18 protein-coding genes are annotated in these 15,118 nt (G+C 67.0%); 14 read left to right on the top strand and 4 right to left on the bottom strand.

Annotated features, from left to right (window positions below):
* Positions 1-6 precede the first annotated feature (6 nt).
* The 9 genes from BR78_RS0116750 to BR78_RS0116710 all read left to right on the top strand — a co-directional run bounded on the left by BR78_RS0116750 (position 7) and on the right by BR78_RS0116710 (position 6,481).
* Positions 7-909 carry a heme o synthase gene (locus BR78_RS0116750; protein WP_029937180.1) on the top strand — a complete coding sequence of 301 codons (903 nt, stop codon included), beginning with the start codon at positions 7-9 and terminating at the stop codon, positions 907-909.
* The gene (locus tag BR78_RS22020) at positions 906-1,046 is read left to right on the top strand and encodes a hypothetical protein (RefSeq protein ID WP_197021395.1); all 141 of its coding nucleotides are present in this window, start codon (positions 906-908) and stop codon (positions 1,044-1,046) included. Before BR78_RS0116750 ends, BR78_RS22020 begins: the two co-directional genes overlap by 4 nt.
* Complete coding sequence (locus BR78_RS0116740) at positions 1,043-1,576, top strand: cytochrome c oxidase assembly protein (RefSeq protein WP_029937179.1); 534 nt, start codon at positions 1,043-1,045, stop codon at positions 1,574-1,576. Before BR78_RS22020 ends, BR78_RS0116740 begins: the two co-directional genes overlap by 4 nt.
* A 33-nt stretch (positions 1,577-1,609) precedes the next feature.
* Complete coding sequence (locus BR78_RS0116735) at positions 1,610-2,494, top strand: cytochrome c oxidase subunit 3 (protein WP_029937178.1); 885 nt, start codon at positions 1,610-1,612, stop codon at positions 2,492-2,494.
* 9 nt (positions 2,495-2,503) lie between these two features.
* Positions 2,504-3,007, top strand: coding sequence for a DUF3291 domain-containing protein (locus tag BR78_RS0116730; protein ID WP_051683394.1), 504 nt, complete (start codon positions 2,504-2,506; stop codon positions 3,005-3,007).
* The gene (locus BR78_RS0116725) at positions 2,986-3,369 is read left to right on the top strand and encodes a DUF983 domain-containing protein (RefSeq protein ID WP_051683393.1); all 384 of its coding nucleotides are present in this window, start codon (positions 2,986-2,988) and stop codon (positions 3,367-3,369) included. The genes BR78_RS0116730 and BR78_RS0116725 overlap by 22 nt, the downstream gene beginning before the upstream one ends.
* Positions 3,369-3,998, top strand: a complete 630-nt coding sequence (locus BR78_RS0116720) for an SURF1 family protein (protein WP_029937175.1) — start codon at positions 3,369-3,371, stop codon at positions 3,996-3,998. The genes BR78_RS0116725 and BR78_RS0116720 overlap by 1 nt, the downstream gene beginning before the upstream one ends.
* Before the next feature lie 172 nt (positions 3,999-4,170).
* Positions 4,171-5,562 carry a threonine synthase gene (gene thrC, locus BR78_RS0116715; RefSeq protein ID WP_029937174.1) on the top strand — a complete coding sequence of 464 codons (1,392 nt, stop codon included), beginning with the start codon at positions 4,171-4,173 and terminating at the stop codon, positions 5,560-5,562.
* A 49-nt stretch (positions 5,563-5,611) separates the two neighbouring features.
* Positions 5,612-6,481, top strand: a complete 870-nt coding sequence (locus tag BR78_RS0116710) for a class I SAM-dependent methyltransferase (RefSeq protein WP_029937173.1) — start codon at positions 5,612-5,614, stop codon at positions 6,479-6,481.
* On the opposite strand, the gene BR78_RS0116705 is transcribed toward BR78_RS0116710, so the two are convergent.
* The 3 genes from BR78_RS0116705 to BR78_RS0116695 are packed head-to-tail and all read right to left on the bottom strand — an operon-like array spanning position 6,478 to position 8,089.
* A complete protein-coding gene (locus tag BR78_RS0116705; protein ID WP_029937172.1) occupies positions 6,478-7,122 on the bottom strand; it encodes a heme exporter protein CcmB in 645 nt (214 codons plus the stop codon). The two genes, BR78_RS0116710 and BR78_RS0116705, sit on opposite strands and share 4 nt — an antisense overlap.
* Positions 7,119-7,688 carry a heme ABC exporter ATP-binding protein CcmA gene (gene ccmA / locus BR78_RS0116700; protein ID WP_029937171.1) on the bottom strand — a complete coding sequence of 190 codons (570 nt, stop codon included), beginning with the start codon at positions 7,686-7,688 and terminating at the stop codon, positions 7,119-7,121. The genes BR78_RS0116705 and ccmA overlap by 4 nt, the downstream gene beginning before the upstream one ends.
* Complete coding sequence (locus BR78_RS0116695) at positions 7,685-8,089, bottom strand: metallopeptidase family protein (RefSeq protein WP_029937170.1); 405 nt, start codon at positions 8,087-8,089, stop codon at positions 7,685-7,687. The genes ccmA and BR78_RS0116695 overlap by 4 nt, the downstream gene beginning before the upstream one ends.
* Positions 8,090-8,118: 29 nt before the next feature.
* Between BR78_RS0116695 and BR78_RS0116690 the strand changes: the two genes are divergently transcribed.
* A complete protein-coding gene (locus BR78_RS0116690) occupies positions 8,119-8,427 on the top strand; it encodes a 4a-hydroxytetrahydrobiopterin dehydratase (protein ID WP_269320219.1) in 309 nt (102 codons plus the stop codon).
* Here the strand turns inward: BR78_RS0116690 and BR78_RS0116685 are convergent.
* Complete coding sequence (locus tag BR78_RS0116685; RefSeq protein ID WP_029937168.1) at positions 8,424-9,215, bottom strand: SDR family oxidoreductase; 792 nt, start codon at positions 9,213-9,215, stop codon at positions 8,424-8,426. The genes BR78_RS0116690 and BR78_RS0116685 overlap by 4 nt on opposite strands.
* A 54-nt stretch (positions 9,216-9,269) precedes the next feature.
* Here BR78_RS0116685 and BR78_RS0116680 point away from each other — a divergent pair, with 54 nt between their 5' ends.
* From BR78_RS0116680 to BR78_RS0116665, 4 genes are read left to right on the top strand one after another with little or no spacing between them, the layout of a single operon-like run.
* Positions 9,270-10,037 (top strand): ATP-binding cassette domain-containing protein, encoded by a 768-nt coding sequence (locus tag BR78_RS0116680; RefSeq protein WP_029937167.1) that lies wholly within the window; start codon positions 9,270-9,272, stop codon positions 10,035-10,037.
* Positions 10,034-11,557, top strand: coding sequence for an ABC transporter permease/substrate-binding protein (locus tag BR78_RS0116675; protein WP_029937166.1), 1,524 nt, complete (start codon positions 10,034-10,036; stop codon positions 11,555-11,557). The genes BR78_RS0116680 and BR78_RS0116675 overlap by 4 nt, the downstream gene beginning before the upstream one ends.
* A gap of 43 nt (positions 11,558-11,600) precedes the next feature.
* A complete protein-coding gene (locus BR78_RS0116670) occupies positions 11,601-14,072 on the top strand; it encodes a glycoside hydrolase family 3 protein (RefSeq protein WP_029937165.1) in 2,472 nt (823 codons plus the stop codon).
* Positions 14,069-15,109 (top strand): aldose epimerase family protein, encoded by a 1,041-nt coding sequence (locus BR78_RS0116665; RefSeq protein ID WP_029937164.1) that lies wholly within the window; start codon positions 14,069-14,071, stop codon positions 15,107-15,109. The genes BR78_RS0116670 and BR78_RS0116665 overlap by 4 nt, the downstream gene beginning before the upstream one ends.
* The last annotated feature ends 9 nt before the right edge of the window (positions 15,110-15,118 follow it).

Here is a 15,118-nt window from a genome sequence, read left to right as displayed (position 1 = left end):
CGAGTCATGACCACCACCGCCGCCTCCATCACCCTTCCCGCCGACTGGCGCGACTTCCTTGCGCTCACCAAGCCGCGTGTGATGACGCTCGTCGTGTTCACCGGGCTCTGCGGAATGCTAGCGGCACCGGCGCCGATCCATCCGATCCTGGGCTTCACCGCGATCCTGTGTATCGCGCTGGGTGCTGGCGCCGCGGGGGCGCTCAACCAATGGTACGAAGCCGATCTCGATTCGAAGATGCGGCGTACCCAGGGCCGGCCGCTGCCGGCGGGGCGGATGGACCGGCAGTCGGCGCTGCATTTCGGCGTCGGGCTCGCCTGTTTCAGCCTCGCCTTGATGTATTTCGCGATCAATCTCGCCGCGACGGTGATCCTCGCCGTCTCGATCCTGTTCTACGTGTTCGTCTACACGATCTGGCTCAAGCGCCGCACGCCGCAGAACATCGTCATCGGCGGCGCCGCCGGCGCGTTCCCGCCGATGATCGGCTGGGCCGCGGCGACGGGCAATTTGACCTTGCTGCCGGTTTTGCTGTTCGCGTTGATCTTCCTGTGGACGCCGCCGCATTTCTGGGCGCTCGCTCTGTTCGTGAAGACCGATTACGCCAATGCCGGGGTGCCGATGCTGCCGGTGGTGGCGGGCGAACGCACCACCCGCACCCAGATCGGGCTCTACACGCTGCCGATGGTCGCCGCGGCGATCGCGCCCTGGCCGTTGGGCCTCACCGGCGCACTCTATGGCTGGTCGGCGGTTCTGCTCAACGCGATCTTCCTCGGCCTCGTCGCGCAGGTGACCTTCCGCAACTCGGTCCCGGACGACACGATGGCGCCCGAGAAGCGGCTGTTCAAATATTCGATTCTGTATCTTTTCCTGATGTTCGGCGCCTTGGTCGCCGATAGGTGGTTTGCATGAGCGATATCGACCAGACCAATCTGATCCGTGCCCGCCAGCGTTCGCGTGCGCGGATCATGGGCGTGCTGCTCGCAGTGTTCGTCGTCCTCGTCTTCGCGATCTCGATCGTGAAGATCACGCAAGGTTATGGCCCATGACGCGCAACCTGCGCACCGCGTTGCTCGCCGGGCTCGGCGTCTGCACGATGACCGGGGTCGGCTTCGCCAGCGTCCCGCTCTACCGGATGTTCTGCGAAGCGACCGGGCTCAACGGCACCACCCAGCGCGGCCTGCGCGCGCCCGGCACGACGGGCCAGAAAGTGACGGTAGCGTTCGACAGCAACGTCAGCAGCAAATTACCGTGGAAGTTCGAGCCGGAGCGCCGCGCCGACACGATCGACGTGGGCGGCCGCGACATGGCGTTCTTCAAGGCGAAGAACCTGTCGGACAAGCCAGTCACCGGCACCGCGACGTTCAATGTGACTCCCGCGGCGGCGGGCAAATATTTCACCAAGATCCAGTGCTTCTGCTTCACCCAGCAGACCCTCCAGCCGGGCGAGGAAGTCCGCATGCCGGTGATTTTCTATGTCGATCCGGCGATGCTGAGCGATCCCGATGCGAAGGACATTCAGGAGATCACGCTCTCCTATACGTTTTACCCGGTGGATTCCGGTAAAGCTGCAAGCTAGAGACGCCGCAAACCAAGGAACAGGGACGAGCCGATGGCCGGTGCCAAGAACCATCAATACCATATCCTTCCGCCCAGCATCTGGCCGCTTTTCGGCGCAATGGCGGCTCTGGTGCTCGCATCGGGCGGCATCATGTGGATGCACAGCATGCCGTCGGCGAACCTCGTGTTCTTCGCCGGCGTCGCGGGCATCCTGATCACCTTTTTCGGCTGGTGGTCGGACGTGATCAAGGAAGCGCATCAGGGCGATCACACGCCGATCGTCCAGCTTCACCTGCGCTACGGCATGATCCTGTTCATCGCCTCCGAAGTGATGTTCTTCGTCGGCTGGTTCTGGGCGTGGTTCGATTTTTCGCTCTTCCCCTCGACGGTCGAGGCGGTCGGCGGGCAGTGGCCGCCCAAGGGCATGGAAGTGCTGAACGCGTGGGAATTCCCGCTGCTCAACACGCTGATCCTGCTCTGCTCGGGCTGCACCGTCACCTGGGCGCACCACGCATTGCTCCACAATCAGCGCGGCGGCGAACTGAAGGGCCTGTGGGGCCTGCTCGGCGTCGGCGAGAATGACGGCGTCAAGAAGGGCCTGTGGCTGACGATCATCCTCGGCCTGCTCTTCAGCTCCATCCAGGCATATGAGTATGTCCACGCGCCGTTCCCCTTCAAGGGCGCGAGCGAGGGCGGATCGAGCTATGGCGGCGCCTTCTTCATGGCGACCGGCTTCCACGGCTTCCACGTGCTGGTCGGCACGATCTTCCTGATCGTGAACCTCGTCCGCGTCTACAAGGGCCACTTCACCCCGCGCCAGCATTTCGGCTTCGAAGCCGCCGCCTGGTACTGGCACTTCGTCGACGTGGTGTGGCTGTTCCTCTTCGCCTCGATCTATGTCTGGGGCGGCTGGGGCGCACCCGTCCACGCCGGCTGACAGGCAGGCATGGCCCGCTGGCATCTTGCGCAGATCAATATCGGCCGGCTCGCAGCGCCGGCCGATGACCCGCAGGTCGCCGGCTTCTTCGCCGCGCTCGACCGCGTCAACGCGCTCGCCGAGGCGAGCCCGGGCTTCGTCTGGCGATTGCAGGGCGAAGGCAACAACGCCACCGACATCCAGGCGACGCCGGATCCGTTGCTGATCCCCAATATGAGCGTTTGGGAGGATGCCGACGCGCTGTTCGCCTTTGTCTATCGCAGCGCGCACACGCCGGTGATGGCGCAGCGCCGCCAGTGGTTCGCGCCGTTCGACGGCGCCTATCAGGCATTGTGGTGGATCGAGGCAGGGCATCTCCCCACCGTGGCAGAGGGCCTGTCGAAGCTGTGGCTGCTCGATCGCTTCGGCCCGAGCGCGCAAGCTTTCACGTTCAAGGCCCGCTTCCCGGCGCCGGGCGAGGCCAGCCTGCCGACCGACATGCAGCCCGATCCATGGTGCGTCGGCACGGCGTGAGCGAGCGTCCCGCTTTCGATTCGGGGCTCCATGGCTGCTGTCCGCGCTGCGGCGCGAAGACCTTGTTCCGCAACTTCGTCGCCTTCGCCGATCGCTGTCCCGGCTGCGGGCTCGACTACTGCCAGTTCAATGTCGGCGACGGGCCGGTGGTGTTCCTGACGCTCGGCATCGGCGCGCTGATCACGGCATTGGCCCTCTGGGTCGAGTTCACGTTCGAGCCCGGCCTGCTGATCCACATCCTGCTTTGGGTGCCGCTGACGGCGGCGCTCACCGTGGGATTCCTGCGCATCGGCAAGGGCTGGCTGCTCGCGCTCGAATATCGCAACCGCGCCGGCGAAGGCCGGATCGCGGAGGATCCATGATCCGGCGCATTCCCTTCATCCCCACCGCGATCGTCACGCTGGCCGTCGCCGCGATGATCGGGCTGGGGCTGTGGCAGCTCATGATCCGCCTGCCGCAGAAAGAGGCGATGCTCGCGCAGCTCGCCGCCAATCCCGCCAAGCCCGAGATCGCCTTCCCGCTTTTGCCCGACGACGCTTTGCTGTTCCGCCGCGCGCACGGCTATTGCGTCGAGCCGGTATCGGGCAAACTCACCGGAGCGGGCAATGCCGGGTTCCGCTTCATCGTCGAATGCCGCACCGGCGGTGCCGAGGGCCCGGGCATGCTGGTCCAGCTCGGCACCACGCGCGATCCGATGGCCAAACCCGAGTGGAAGGGCGGCGAGGTGCGCGGCACGATCAGCCACGCTCCCGACGGTCGCTCGATGCTCGCCTCGCTGTTCGATCGCACGCCGAAGCGGCTGATGCTGGTGGCGGACAAGCCGGCGCCCGGCCTCGCACCAAACGGCACGCCGGACCTGTCCTCCGTGCCCAACAACCATCTCGCCTACAGCGTGCAATGGTTCCTGTTCGCAGCGGTTGCGAGCGTGATCTATGTGCTCGCGCTGCGCTGGCGCTGGCGCGGCCGGAAGGCTTCTTCCCCTCCCTCTTAGGGAGGGGCTAGGGGTGGGTGGCGAGCGAAGCGAGCCTCCTTCGCCAGGGGAACAAGCGTCGCGCGGGGCATCGAGCCTCGCGCGACGCTACCCACCCCCCGACCCCTCCCTTTCAGGGAGGGGAGTTTTGCTTGGCTTGCCGCTGCCGGAACCTGCCGCTAACCCCGCCGCCATGCGCTACCAAAGCACCCGAGGCGCCGCGCCTTTGCTCGGCTTTCGCGACGTCACGCTCGCCGGACTGGCGAGCGATGGCGGGCTCTACGTCCCCGAAGCATGGCCGAGCCTGAGCCGCGACGAGATCGCCGGACTCGCCGGACTCTCTTATGTCGAGACCGCGGTTCGCGTGATGCTGCCGTTCGTCGGGCCGGACCTGAGCGAAGACGAGCTGCGCGCTCTGTGCACCCAGGCCTATGGCCGCTTCGCGCACGCCGCGGTGACACCGCTCGTCCAGCTCGACCACCAGCATTGGCTGCTCGAACTGTTCCACGGCCCCACCCTCGCCTTCAAGGACGTCGCGCTCCAGCTGCTCGGGCTGCTGTTCGAGAAGTTCCTTGCCGGTACCGGCGATCACCTGACCATCGTCGGCGCCACTTCGGGCGACACCGGCAGCGCCGCGATCGACGCGGTCGCCGGGCGTGCGGGCATCGACATCTTCATGCTCCACCCAAAGGGCCGCGTCTCGGAGGTCCAGCGCCGCCAGATGACGACGGTGCTGGCGCCCAACGTCCACAACATCGCGATCGAAGGCAGCTTCGACGATGCGCAGGCGCTGGTGAAGGCGATGTTCAACGACGCGGACTTCGCCGGGCGCTTTCAGGTGACTGCGGTCAATTCGATCAACTGGGCGCGGCTGATGGCACAGGTGGTCTATTATTTCTACGCCGCGGTCCGGCTCGGCGCGCCCGACAAGCCAGCCGCCTTCGCAGTCCCCACCGGCAATTTCGGCGACGTGTTCGCCGGTTATGTCGCCGCGAAGATGGGGCTTCCGGTCGCGAAGCTGATCGTCGCGACCAACGTCAACGACATCCTCCACCGCGCGCTTTCGTCGGGCGATTATTCGACCGGCACGGTGACTCCCACCGCCGCCCCTTCGATGGACATCCAGGTCAGCTCGAACTTCGAGCGGCTGCTGTCCGATCTCGCCGGCGGTCCGATCGCCGATCAGATGCGCGGGTTCGAAGCCGAACGCGCGATGCGGCTCACCAACGCGCAGCGCGAAGGCGCCGCGTCGCTGTTCGCCAGCGATCGGATCGACGCCGACGCGATGAACGAGGCGATGCGCTGGAGCTTTACCGAGGCCGGCGAAGTGCTCGACCCGCATAGCGCGATCGGTCTCGCCGCCGCCCGCCGCGCCGAGTTGCCGGCCGAGATTCCCGTGGTGACGCTCGCCACCGCGCACCCCGCCAAGTTCGCCGAAGCAGTCGAGCGCGCCACCGGCCTGCGCCCGCCGGTTCCGGCGCGGGTCGGCGATCTCCACGAGCGGCAGGAGCGCTACGACGTGCTCCCGGCCACCTTCGAGGCAGTGACTGCCTATATCGCCGAGCGCGCGACGCCGAAGAAGTGATGCACGGGGGGTTTCGACAAGCGCCATCAGCCTCGATAATGGGGCACGCATGGACCTCATCACTCTCACCGGCGAGCCCTGGACCGATTACGGGCTGATCGACAGCGGCCATGGCCGCAAGCTCGAGCGCTACGGCAAATACCGCTTCATTCGTCCCGAACCGCAGGCCTTGTGGGCGCCCGCCTCTGCCGATTGGGACGCGCATGGCGAGTTTCTCCCCGGCTCGGACGAGGAAGGCGGCGGCCGCTGGGTATTCCAAAGGCCGATCCCGCGCGAAGGCTGGCCGCTCGCCTGGCACGAGGCGCGCTTCACTGCGCAGACCACGCCGTTCCGCCATCTCGGCTTCTTTCCGGACATGGCGCCGGTGTGGAGCTGGATGCGCGCCCAGATCGCCGACAAGCCCGAAGCCGAGTGCATGAACCTGTTCGGCTATACCGGCGTCGGCACGCTGGCGTTGGCCGCCAAGGGCGCGCGGATGACCCATGTCGACGCCTCGAAGAAGTCGGTCGCCGAGGGCAAGACCAATGCCGCTCTGTCCGGAATGGAGGACTTGCCGATCCGCTGGATGATCGACGACGCCGGCAAGTTCGTCGCGCGCGAAGTACGCCGCGGCCGCCGCTATGACGGGATCATCCTCGATCCCCCCAAATGGGGCCGCGGCCCGAACGGCGAAGTGTGGAAGCTCGAGGAAGGCCTGCCGGGCCTGATCGCCGACACAAGGAAGCTGCTCGACGCGGAATCGCGCTTCCTGTTCCTCACCGTCTACGCGGTACGCATGTCGGCACTGGCGATCGGCGAGCTGGTCCGGCAATCATTCGGCGATCTCGGAGGCAAGGTCGAGGCCGGCGAGCTGACGGTGCGCGAGGAAGCGCGCGGCTTGATGCTGCCGACCGCGATCTTCGCGCGCTGGAGCCGCTAGCTCCGCCCCATCCGGATCGCTGCCCCGGCGACGAACGGGCAGCCCGCCACCAGCAACAGGCTCACCGCCGCGAGCAGCTTGAAGGCGCCCGGCTGATCGCCAGTCGCGCCGGCACCGAAGATGAGCAAGGGCACGGCGAAGGGCAGCATCACCAGCCCCGCCAGTGCGCCGGCACCGCGCAATCCCGCGACCAAAGCGGCAGTGGCGATGCCGAGCGCGGCGAGGCCCGGGGTGCCAATCGCGAGGCCCGCGAGCAGCGGCAGCAGCGCGCTGACCGGCAGATGCAGCAGTGCCGCCGCCGCCAGCGTCGCCGCGAGCAAGGCCGGCGCGAAGCCGAGCCAATGGCCGATCATCTTGGCCGCAGCCACGAAGGCGTCGGAGAGCCCGCGCGCCGCGAACTGATCGAGCACGCCGCTCTCCGCGTCCGGCGTCACCAACCGCTCGACGGGCAGCAAGGCCGCGAGCAGAGCCGCCGCCCAGATCACCCCGCCGCCGACCAGGGCCAGCAGCTTGCCGTCGGGGCCGATCGCGAAGGGGAAAAGGATCGCGACGAGCAGGAAGAAGGCGATCGGCATCAGCAGCCCGCCGGTGCTCCATGCCCGCCGGAGCTCACGCCACACGATCGCGGCGAAGACGCTCACAGTCGCAGCTCCTGTGCGTCCGGCAGCGCGATCGGCAGATGCGTCGCGACCAGGGCGATGCCGCCGCCTGCGCGATGTTCGGCGATCAGAGCCTCCAGCCTCCGCACCGATTCCGCGTCGAGCCCGTTGGCGGGCTCGTCGAGCAGCCAGACCGGCGCGCCGCTCGCGACCACGCGCGCCAGCGCCGCGCGCCGCCGCTGGCCGGTCGACAGCAGCCGCACCGGCACTTGCGCGAGTTCGCCGAGTCCTACCGCGGCGAGCGCATCTTCGACTTCCGCCCCGCGCCCGTCGATTCGCGCCCAGAAACGCAGCGCCACGGCTAGGCCGAGTTCGGGATCCAACGCAGCGGTTTCGGCGAGCAGCGCGCGCGCGCCCTCGCCTTCCACGCGCCCGGCAGCGGGCGGGAGCAACCCCGCAGCGATACGGATCAGACTCGACTTGCCGGTACCGTTGGGGCCGATGACCAAGGCCGCGTCGCAGGGGCCGAGTGCGAAGCTCAGCCCTTCGAACAGCAGGTTGCCGCCGCGGATGCAGGTGACATTCGCGAAAGACAGGCCGCCGCTCACCCGGCGGCGTCTTCCAGCGCGTGCATATCGTCGTCGGACAGTCCGAAATGATGCCCGACTTCGTGCACGACGATGTGCGTCACCAGCGTCTGCAGCGGCACCCCGGTATCGCACCATTCGTCGAGGATCGGGCGGCGATAGAGGTGGATGCGATCGGGCAGCCCGCCCGAATCGAACAGGGATTTCTCGCCGACCGGACGCCCGTGATAGAGGCCGGTCAGATCGAACGGATCCTCAATCCCCATCGCGTCGAGCGTCTCGTCGTCGGCGAATTCCTCGACGATCAGCACGACGTCGGCGAGATGCGTGGCGAAGGGCTCGGGGATGCGCGCGAGTGCATCGCGGGCCATTGCCTCGATCGCTGCCGCATCCGGCGCGTGGGAAGGCGCTTGCCCGCTCATGCCCGAACCCATAGGCGGTGGGACGAAGGCTGGGCAAGGAGGCGATCATGGTGGTGCGATTGACCGAGGGACACCGGCGCGAATCGCTCGCCGCGATTCCCGACTGGGCTTATGACGAAGCCCGCGACGCGATCACCCGGCGCTTCACCTTCGACGATTTCAACCAGGCGTTCGGCTTCATGACCCGAGTCGCGCTGATCGCCGAAAAGGCCGATCATCATCCCGAATGGTCGAACGTGTGGAACCGCGTCGACATATTGCTTACCACGCATGATGCCGACGGGCTTTCGCAGCGCGACATTGCGATGGCGCACGCGATCGACGCCTTGCTCCGTTAGGCGATCGCGCCGCGGCGCATCTGCTTACGGAGCGCGCCCGGCATCCAGCGCGAGGCGAAGGCCAATCGGCGCGCTGTCTTGCCGATGATGACGTGCACCTTGTCGCGCTCGATTCCCGCCCAGATTTCCTCGGCGACTTGTTCGATCGGCGTGAATTCGAGCCCCGCGGCCCGCACCGAATCGCGCGCGGTGCGGTTGGTCCCCGCTACGGTCGAGTCGAGCAGCGGCGTATCGATGAAGCTCGGCATCACCACGCGGACCTTGATCCCGTCCGCTGCCCATTCGGCGTCCAGCGCCTCGGATAGCCCACGCACCCCGAATTTGACCGCGGCATAGAGCGCGAGGCCGCTCGATCCGTAGATCGCCGCGGCGGAAGCGGTGTTGACGAGGCTCGATCCCGGCGTCGCCTTGAGGAAAGGATATGCGGCGCGCGCGCCGTTGATCACGCCGACCAGGTTGATGCCGACGATCCGGTCGATCTCGTCGTCGGTGGCATTGGCGAACGGCCCGCCGACCGCGATGCCGGCATTGTTGAAGAGCATGTCGATCCGTCCGCCGGTGGTCGCCGCGAACGCGGTAAGCGCCTCGCGCCACTCGTCGCGATCGCGCACGTCCATGACATAAGTTGTCGCCATTCCGGGAGGCAGCATCGCTTTGGTCGCCTCGAGCCCGGCGGCGTTGACGTCGGCCAGCCCGACGCGCCAGCCGCGCGCCGCGAACAGCTTTGCGACTGCCTGGCCGATCCCCGATCCTCCGCCGGTGATGAAGATCGCCTTCTCGCCCGCCATCTGCCCCTCCTGTTCTTTTGACCTTTGCGACTTCATCCCGCACAACCGCGGACGATGCCAGAGCAATCGCGCAGCGTTACCTTCAAAAATGTCAGTAAGGTCTATGCGGGCAGCGTGAAGGCCGTGGACGGCGTGTCGCTGGAGGTAGCGGGCGGCAGCTTCGTCGCCCTGGTCGGCGCCTCGGGTTCGGGCAAATCGACTCTGCTCAAGACAGTCAATCGGCTGATCGAGCCGAGCGACGGCGAAGTGCGGATAGGCGACGAGCCCGTGGCTGCGGAGCCCGCGTATCTGCTGCGCCGCCGGATAGGCTATGTCTTCCAGAATATCGGACTCTTCCCGCACATGAACGTGGGCGAGAATGTCGCGATCGGGCTGAAGCTGGCGGGCGAACACGATACACGCCCCCGCGTCGCCGAATTGCTCGAACTGGTCGAGCTTGCGCCGGAGCTGGCGGAGCGCATGCCCGACGCGCTCTCGGGCGGGCAGCGCCAGCGCGTCGGCGTCGCCCGCGCGCTCGCGTGCAAGCCCGGGCTGCTGCTGATGGACGAGCCCTTCGGCGCGCTCGACCCGGTGACCCGCGACGGACTCGGCAAGGCGATCCGCGCGCTTCATGACGGGATGGGGCTCACCACGATCCTCGTCACCCACGACATGGCGGAAGCACTGCTGCTCGCCGATCGTGTGCTGGTTATGGAAGCCGGGCGGATCGTCGCCGATTCCACGCCGCGCGACCTGCTTGCGGGCAAGGCGGGCGCGGTTGCCGACGCATTGGTCGCCGTGCCGCGCGAACAGGCGCATCGGCTGGCGGAGCTGGAGAAGTGACCGCCGCCTTCGCGCGCGTGCCCGAGCTGCTGGCGCAGCATCTGCTGCTCGCTTTCTCGGCGCTGCTGCTCGGGCTGGTCGTCAGCCTGCCGCTCGCGGTGTTTTCTTCACGCAACAAGACCGTCGGCCGCATCGCGCTCGGCTTCGCCAGTCTCGTCCAGACGATCCCCAGCCTCGCATTGCTCGCGCTCTTCTATCCGATCCTGCTCTGGCTCTCGGCATTGGTCGGCGGCGGCATTCCGGCATTGGGGTTCTTGCCATCGCTGCTCGCATTGTCGCTCTACGCGCTACTGCCGATCCTGCGGAACGGGGTGACCGGGCTCGCCAATCTCGATCCCGCGGTGATCGAGGCAGCGGACGGTATGGGGATGACGCGCGGCCAGAAGCTTTGGCTGGTCGAGGCGCCCTTGGTCGCGCCGGTGCTGATGGCGGGGATCCGCACCGCCGCGGTATGGACGATCGGCGCGGCGACGCTTTCGACCACCGTCGGCCAGCCGAGCCTGGGGGACTTGATATTCGCGGGGCTTCAGACCCAGAACTGGATTTTGGTGCTCGCCGGCTGCATCGTCGCCGCCGGTCTCGCACTGGCAGTCGACGCACTGCTCGGACTGGCCGAATATGGCATCGCGCGGCGGCGGCGCGGTTTGGTCTGGGCGAGTCTCGCCGTGTTGCTCGCCGCGGCAGCGATCGCGCTGGCGCCGGCATGGCCCGCGTCGCGCGGCACCGTCACGATCGGCGCCAAGGGTTTTTCCGAGCAGTATATCCTCGCGCGGCTGATCGGGCACCGGCTCGAGGCGGCGGGCTACAAGGTGCGCTATCGCGAGGGACTCGGATCGGCAGTGGCGTTCGGCGCGCTCGCGGCGAACGATGTCGATGTCTATGTCGATTATTCGGGAACGATCTGGACCAACCAGATGAAGCGCACCGACGTGCCGCCGCGCGCGGCGATCGTCGACGGGGTCGCCGGCTGGGCCAAGGCGACGCATGGCGTGACTCTGCTCGGATCGCTCGGCTTCGAGAATGCCTATGCCTTTGCGATGCGCGGCGACGACGCCAAGCGGCGCGGGATCGCCAGCCTGAGCGAACTCGCGCCCCAGGCCGGCGAACTCGATTTCGCCACCGACGTCGAATTTCTCGAACGGCCCGAATGGGCGGCGGTGCGCCGCGCTTATGGCCTCAACTTCAAATCCGCGCGCCCGTATCAGCCGACCTTCATGTACCGCGCATTGGCCAGCGGCGAGGCGGACGTGATCCCCGCTTTCTCGTCCGACGGGCGCATCGCCGCCGATCACCTCGCTGTCCTCAAGGATCCGAAGGGCGCGATACCCGGTTACGACGCGATCCTGCTGCTCGCCCCGCGCCGCGCCGGGGACCTGCGGTTCCAGGCGGCCTTGCGTCCGCTGATCGGCACGATTCCAGTGGAGAAGATGCGCGAGGCCAATTATCTGGTCGATCGGGACAGGGACAAGCAGAGCCCCGATGCCGCCGCCCGATGGTTGGGGCGTGGACTCGGGCGCTGAATCGGTGTTATCGCTAACACAAAGAATATAGGGAGGAGTTGAGATGCGGCCTGGAACGAAGCTGTTGCTTGCGACCACGATTTTGTGGGCCGCGCCGGCTCTTGCGCAACAGGCGCCGACAGCGTTGTCGGGAGGGCCGACCATCGCCGATCCCGCCAAATGGCCCAAGGCCGCGAGCCAGGGGCTGGTCGATCCCGCCACCGAGAAGCGCGTCTCCGCGCTGCTGGCGAAGATGACGCTCGAGCAGAAGGTCGGGCAGATGATCCAGGCCGACATCGCCAGCATCAAGCCCGAGGACCTGCGCAAATATCCGCTCGGCTCGATCCTGGCGGGCGGCAACTCGCCGCCGCTCTCGGGCAATGACCGCTCGCCGCAGGCCGATTGGGTGGCGACCACGCGCGCATTCCGCGCCGTCGCGATGGCGCCGCATCCCGGCCATGTCGCGATCCCGCTGATCTTCGGAGTGGACGCCGTCCACGGCAACAACAACGTGATCGGCGCGACGATCTTCCCGCACAATATCGGGCTCGGTGCCGCGAACGACCCCGCGCTGATCCGCCGGATCGGCGCGGCCACCGCCGCCGAGACCGCCGCCACCGGACCCGACTGGGCGTTCGGACCGACGCTCGCAGTGCCGCAAGACGATCGCTGGGGACGCAGCTATGAAGGCTATTCGGAGGATCCGACGATCGTCCGATCTTTTGCGGGGGAGATGATTCGCGGGCTGCAGGGCGAGCCGGGCACCACCGGCCGCATCCAGAAGGGCAAGGTCGCCGCGTCGGCGAAGCATTTCCTCGGCGACGGCGGCACCTTCAACGGGGTCGACCAGGGCGATACGCGAGTCAGCGAGGACGAGCTGATCGCGATCCACAGCGCGGGCTATCCGCCGGCGGTCGATGCCGGCACGCTCACCGTGATGGCGTCGTACAACAGCTGGAACGGCCAGAAGATGCACGGCAACAAGTCGCTGCTGACCGGCGTGCTCAAGGGCAAGATGGGCTTTCAGGGCTTCATCGTCGGCGATTGGAACGGCCATGGCCAGATCCCGGGCTGCACCAACACCGATTGCGCCGCGACCTTCAATGCCGGGCTCGACATGGCGATGGCGCCGGACAGCTGGAAGGGCTTGTTCGAATCGACAGTGAAACACGTCAAGGACGGCACGATCCCGATGGCGCGCGTCGACGACGCGGTGCGCCGTATCCTGCGCGTCAAGTTCAAGCTCGGGCTGTTCGATCCGGCGCGCCCGATCGAGGGCAAAGCCGGCGTGCTCGGCGCCCCCGAACATCGGGCAATCGCGCGCGAGGCGGCCGCCAAGTCGCTGGTGCTGCTCAAGAACAATGGCGTGCTGCCGGTGAAGGCGAGCGCCAGAGTGCTCGTCACCGGCCCCGGCGCCGATTCGATGGGAATGCAGACCGGCGGCTGGACGCTGAGCTGGCAGGGCGACGGCAATGGCAACGACCTGTTCCCCAATGGCGAGACGATCTTCTCGGGCGTGAAGAAGGCCGTCGAGGCGGCCGGCGGCACCGCAACTCTGTCCGAGGACGGCGCTTTCACTGCCCGGCCCGATGTCGCGATCGTCGTGTTCGGAGAGCAGCCTTATGCCGAGATGCGCGGCGACATCCGCACGCTCGAATTCCAGCCCGGCGACAAGCAGGCGCTGGGATTGCTCAAGAAGCTCAAGAGCGCCGGCGTGCCGGTGGTGTCGGTGTTCCTCTCGGGCCGCCCGCTGTGGACCAATCCCGAAATCAACGCCTCCGACGCCTTCGTCGCGGCATGGCTGCCGGGCAGCGAAGGCGGCGGCGTGGCCGACGTGCTGATCGGCGATGCCGCTGGCAAGCCGCGCACCGACTTCAAGGGCCGCCTGTCGTTCAGCTGGCCGAAGACCGCAGGGCAGTTCGCGAACAACAAGGGCAAGCCCGGCTATGATCCGCTGTTCGCGCTCGGTTACGGCCTGACCTATGCCAAAAGCGGCGCGGTGCCGGCGCTCAGCGAGGAGGCCGGCCTCGATCCGTCGCTCGGCAACACCAGCACCTATTTCGCCAAGGGCGTCACGCCCGCGCCCTTCTCGTTCGCGACCGACAGCCGGATCACCCGGAAGACCGTCGACGGGCCGCAGACCCAGGAAGGCGCACAGCAGCTCGTCTGGCCGAACGGCCCCGCGACCTTACGGATCGGGGGGAGCGAGCTCGATCTCAGCCGCGAGGCGAATGGCGATCTGTCGCTCCAGATCAGCTACCGCGTCGATCGCGCGCCGGCGGGCAAGGTGCAGCTTTCGATGGAAGGCGGCGTCAACAAGGGAGCGATCGACGCGACCAGCCTCTTTTCCGGCCAGACCGGCAGCTGGCGCACCGCCAAGGTGTTCCTCAAATGCTATCAGCAGAACGGCATCGATCTGACCAAGGTCAAGGCGCCGCTGGTGCTGGAGGCATCCGGCCCGTTCGGGCTCAGCATCGCCGATGTGCGGATCGTCTCCGATCCCAACAACTCGATCTGCCCGGGCGTGAAGCCATGAGCAAGGACGCACCGATCGAGAAGATCGTGATCGCCCGCGACGGGGTTCGCGCCGAGCTTTTGACGCTTGGCGCAACCTTGCGCCGGCTCGAAGTAGCGGGGCGCGACGGCAAGTCCGCCAATGTCGTGCTCGGCTATCGCGACCTTGCCGAATATCGGGCGCATCCGCGCTTCTACGGCGTGGTTGCGGGGCGCTATGCCAATCGGATCGGCGGCGCGCGCTTCAGCCTCGACGGAACCGAATATCGGCTGCCGGCCAATGACGGCGCGAACAACCTGCATTCGGGACCGGGCGGATTCGACGTTCAGAACTGGAAAGTCGCTGTGCGCGACGCGCATTCGGTGATCTTCACCTTGCTGAGCCCGCATCTGGATCGCGGCTTTCCCGGCAACCTGCACGTCCAGGTGCGCTATGCGATCGAGGCGGGCGGACTCACAATCAGCTTCCACGCGGTCACCGACCATGCGACGGTCGTCAACCTCACCCACCACGCCTATTTCAATCTCGCGGGCGAAAGCAGCGGGACGACGATCCTCGATCACGTGCTGCAGATCCCGGCAAGCCAGATCACGCCCACCGACGCGGCAATGATTCCGACCGGGGAATTCAAGCCGGTCGAAGGCACGCCCTTCGATTTCCGCACGGCCAAGCAGGTCGGCCGCGATATCGAGGCGGCCGACACCCAGCTCAAGTTCGGCCGCGGCTATGATCATAATTTCGTGCTGGACGGCACTGCCGGCAAGATCCGCCGCATCGCGACCCTGTTCGATCCGAAATCGGGCCGGGTGATGGACGTGCATTCGACCGAGCCGGGCGTGCAATTCTACACCGGCAACCATCTCGCGAACGGGGCACCCGGTACCGGCGGCGGCATTTACCCCACGCGCGCCGGATTGTGCCTCGAACCACAGAAATTCCCCGACAGCCCCAACAAGCCCAACTTCCCCTCGGCGCGGCTCGATCCGGGGCAGGAATATCGCCACGACATGGCATTCCGGTTCCGGACCGCGAAGGATGTGGCGGGGGCGTTTGGATAGGGCGGGAAC

The organism is Sphingomonas sp. UNC305MFCol5.2 (genome assembly GCF_000712135.1).
Taxonomy (GTDB): Bacteria; Pseudomonadota; Alphaproteobacteria; order Sphingomonadales; family Sphingomonadaceae; genus Sphingomonas.
Note: the sequence above shows the minus strand (reverse complement) of the source record. Positions and strands in the feature narration are given on the sequence as shown.

What these genes read in the sequence shown, in the direction of transcription:
- BR78_RS0116695 (WP_029937170.1), bottom strand. Translation starts at nt 8,089, where the DNA reads ATGAGCGGGCAAGCGCCTTCCCACGCGCCGGATGCGGCAGCGATCGAG.
- BR78_RS0116670 (WP_029937165.1), top strand. Translation starts at nt 11,601, where the DNA reads ATGCGGCCTGGAACGAAGCTGTTGCTTGCGACCACGATTTTGTGGGCC.
- BR78_RS0116710 (WP_029937173.1), top strand. Translation starts at nt 5,612, where the DNA reads ATGGACCTCATCACTCTCACCGGCGAGCCCTGGACCGATTACGGGCTG.
- BR78_RS0116750 (WP_029937180.1), top strand. Translation starts at nt 7, where the DNA reads ATGACCACCACCGCCGCCTCCATCACCCTTCCCGCCGACTGGCGCGAC.
- BR78_RS22020 (WP_197021395.1), top strand. Translation starts at nt 906, where the DNA reads ATGAGCGATATCGACCAGACCAATCTGATCCGTGCCCGCCAGCGTTCG.
- BR78_RS0116685 (WP_029937168.1), bottom strand. Translation starts at nt 9,215, where the DNA reads ATGGCGGGCGAGAAGGCGATCTTCATCACCGGCGGAGGATCGGGGATC.
- thrC (WP_029937174.1), top strand. Translation starts at nt 4,171, where the DNA reads ATGCGCTACCAAAGCACCCGAGGCGCCGCGCCTTTGCTCGGCTTTCGC.
- BR78_RS0116730 (WP_051683394.1), top strand. Translation starts at nt 2,504, where the DNA reads ATGGCCCGCTGGCATCTTGCGCAGATCAATATCGGCCGGCTCGCAGCG.
- BR78_RS0116680 (WP_029937167.1), top strand. Translation starts at nt 9,270, where the DNA reads ATGCCAGAGCAATCGCGCAGCGTTACCTTCAAAAATGTCAGTAAGGTC.
- BR78_RS0116735 (WP_029937178.1), top strand. Translation starts at nt 1,610, where the DNA reads ATGGCCGGTGCCAAGAACCATCAATACCATATCCTTCCGCCCAGCATC.
- BR78_RS0116665 (WP_029937164.1), top strand. Translation starts at nt 14,069, where the DNA reads ATGAGCAAGGACGCACCGATCGAGAAGATCGTGATCGCCCGCGACGGG.
- BR78_RS0116725 (WP_051683393.1), top strand. Translation starts at nt 2,986, where the DNA reads ATGGTGCGTCGGCACGGCGTGAGCGAGCGTCCCGCTTTCGATTCGGGG.
- BR78_RS0116740 (WP_029937179.1), top strand. Translation starts at nt 1,043, where the DNA reads ATGACGCGCAACCTGCGCACCGCGTTGCTCGCCGGGCTCGGCGTCTGC.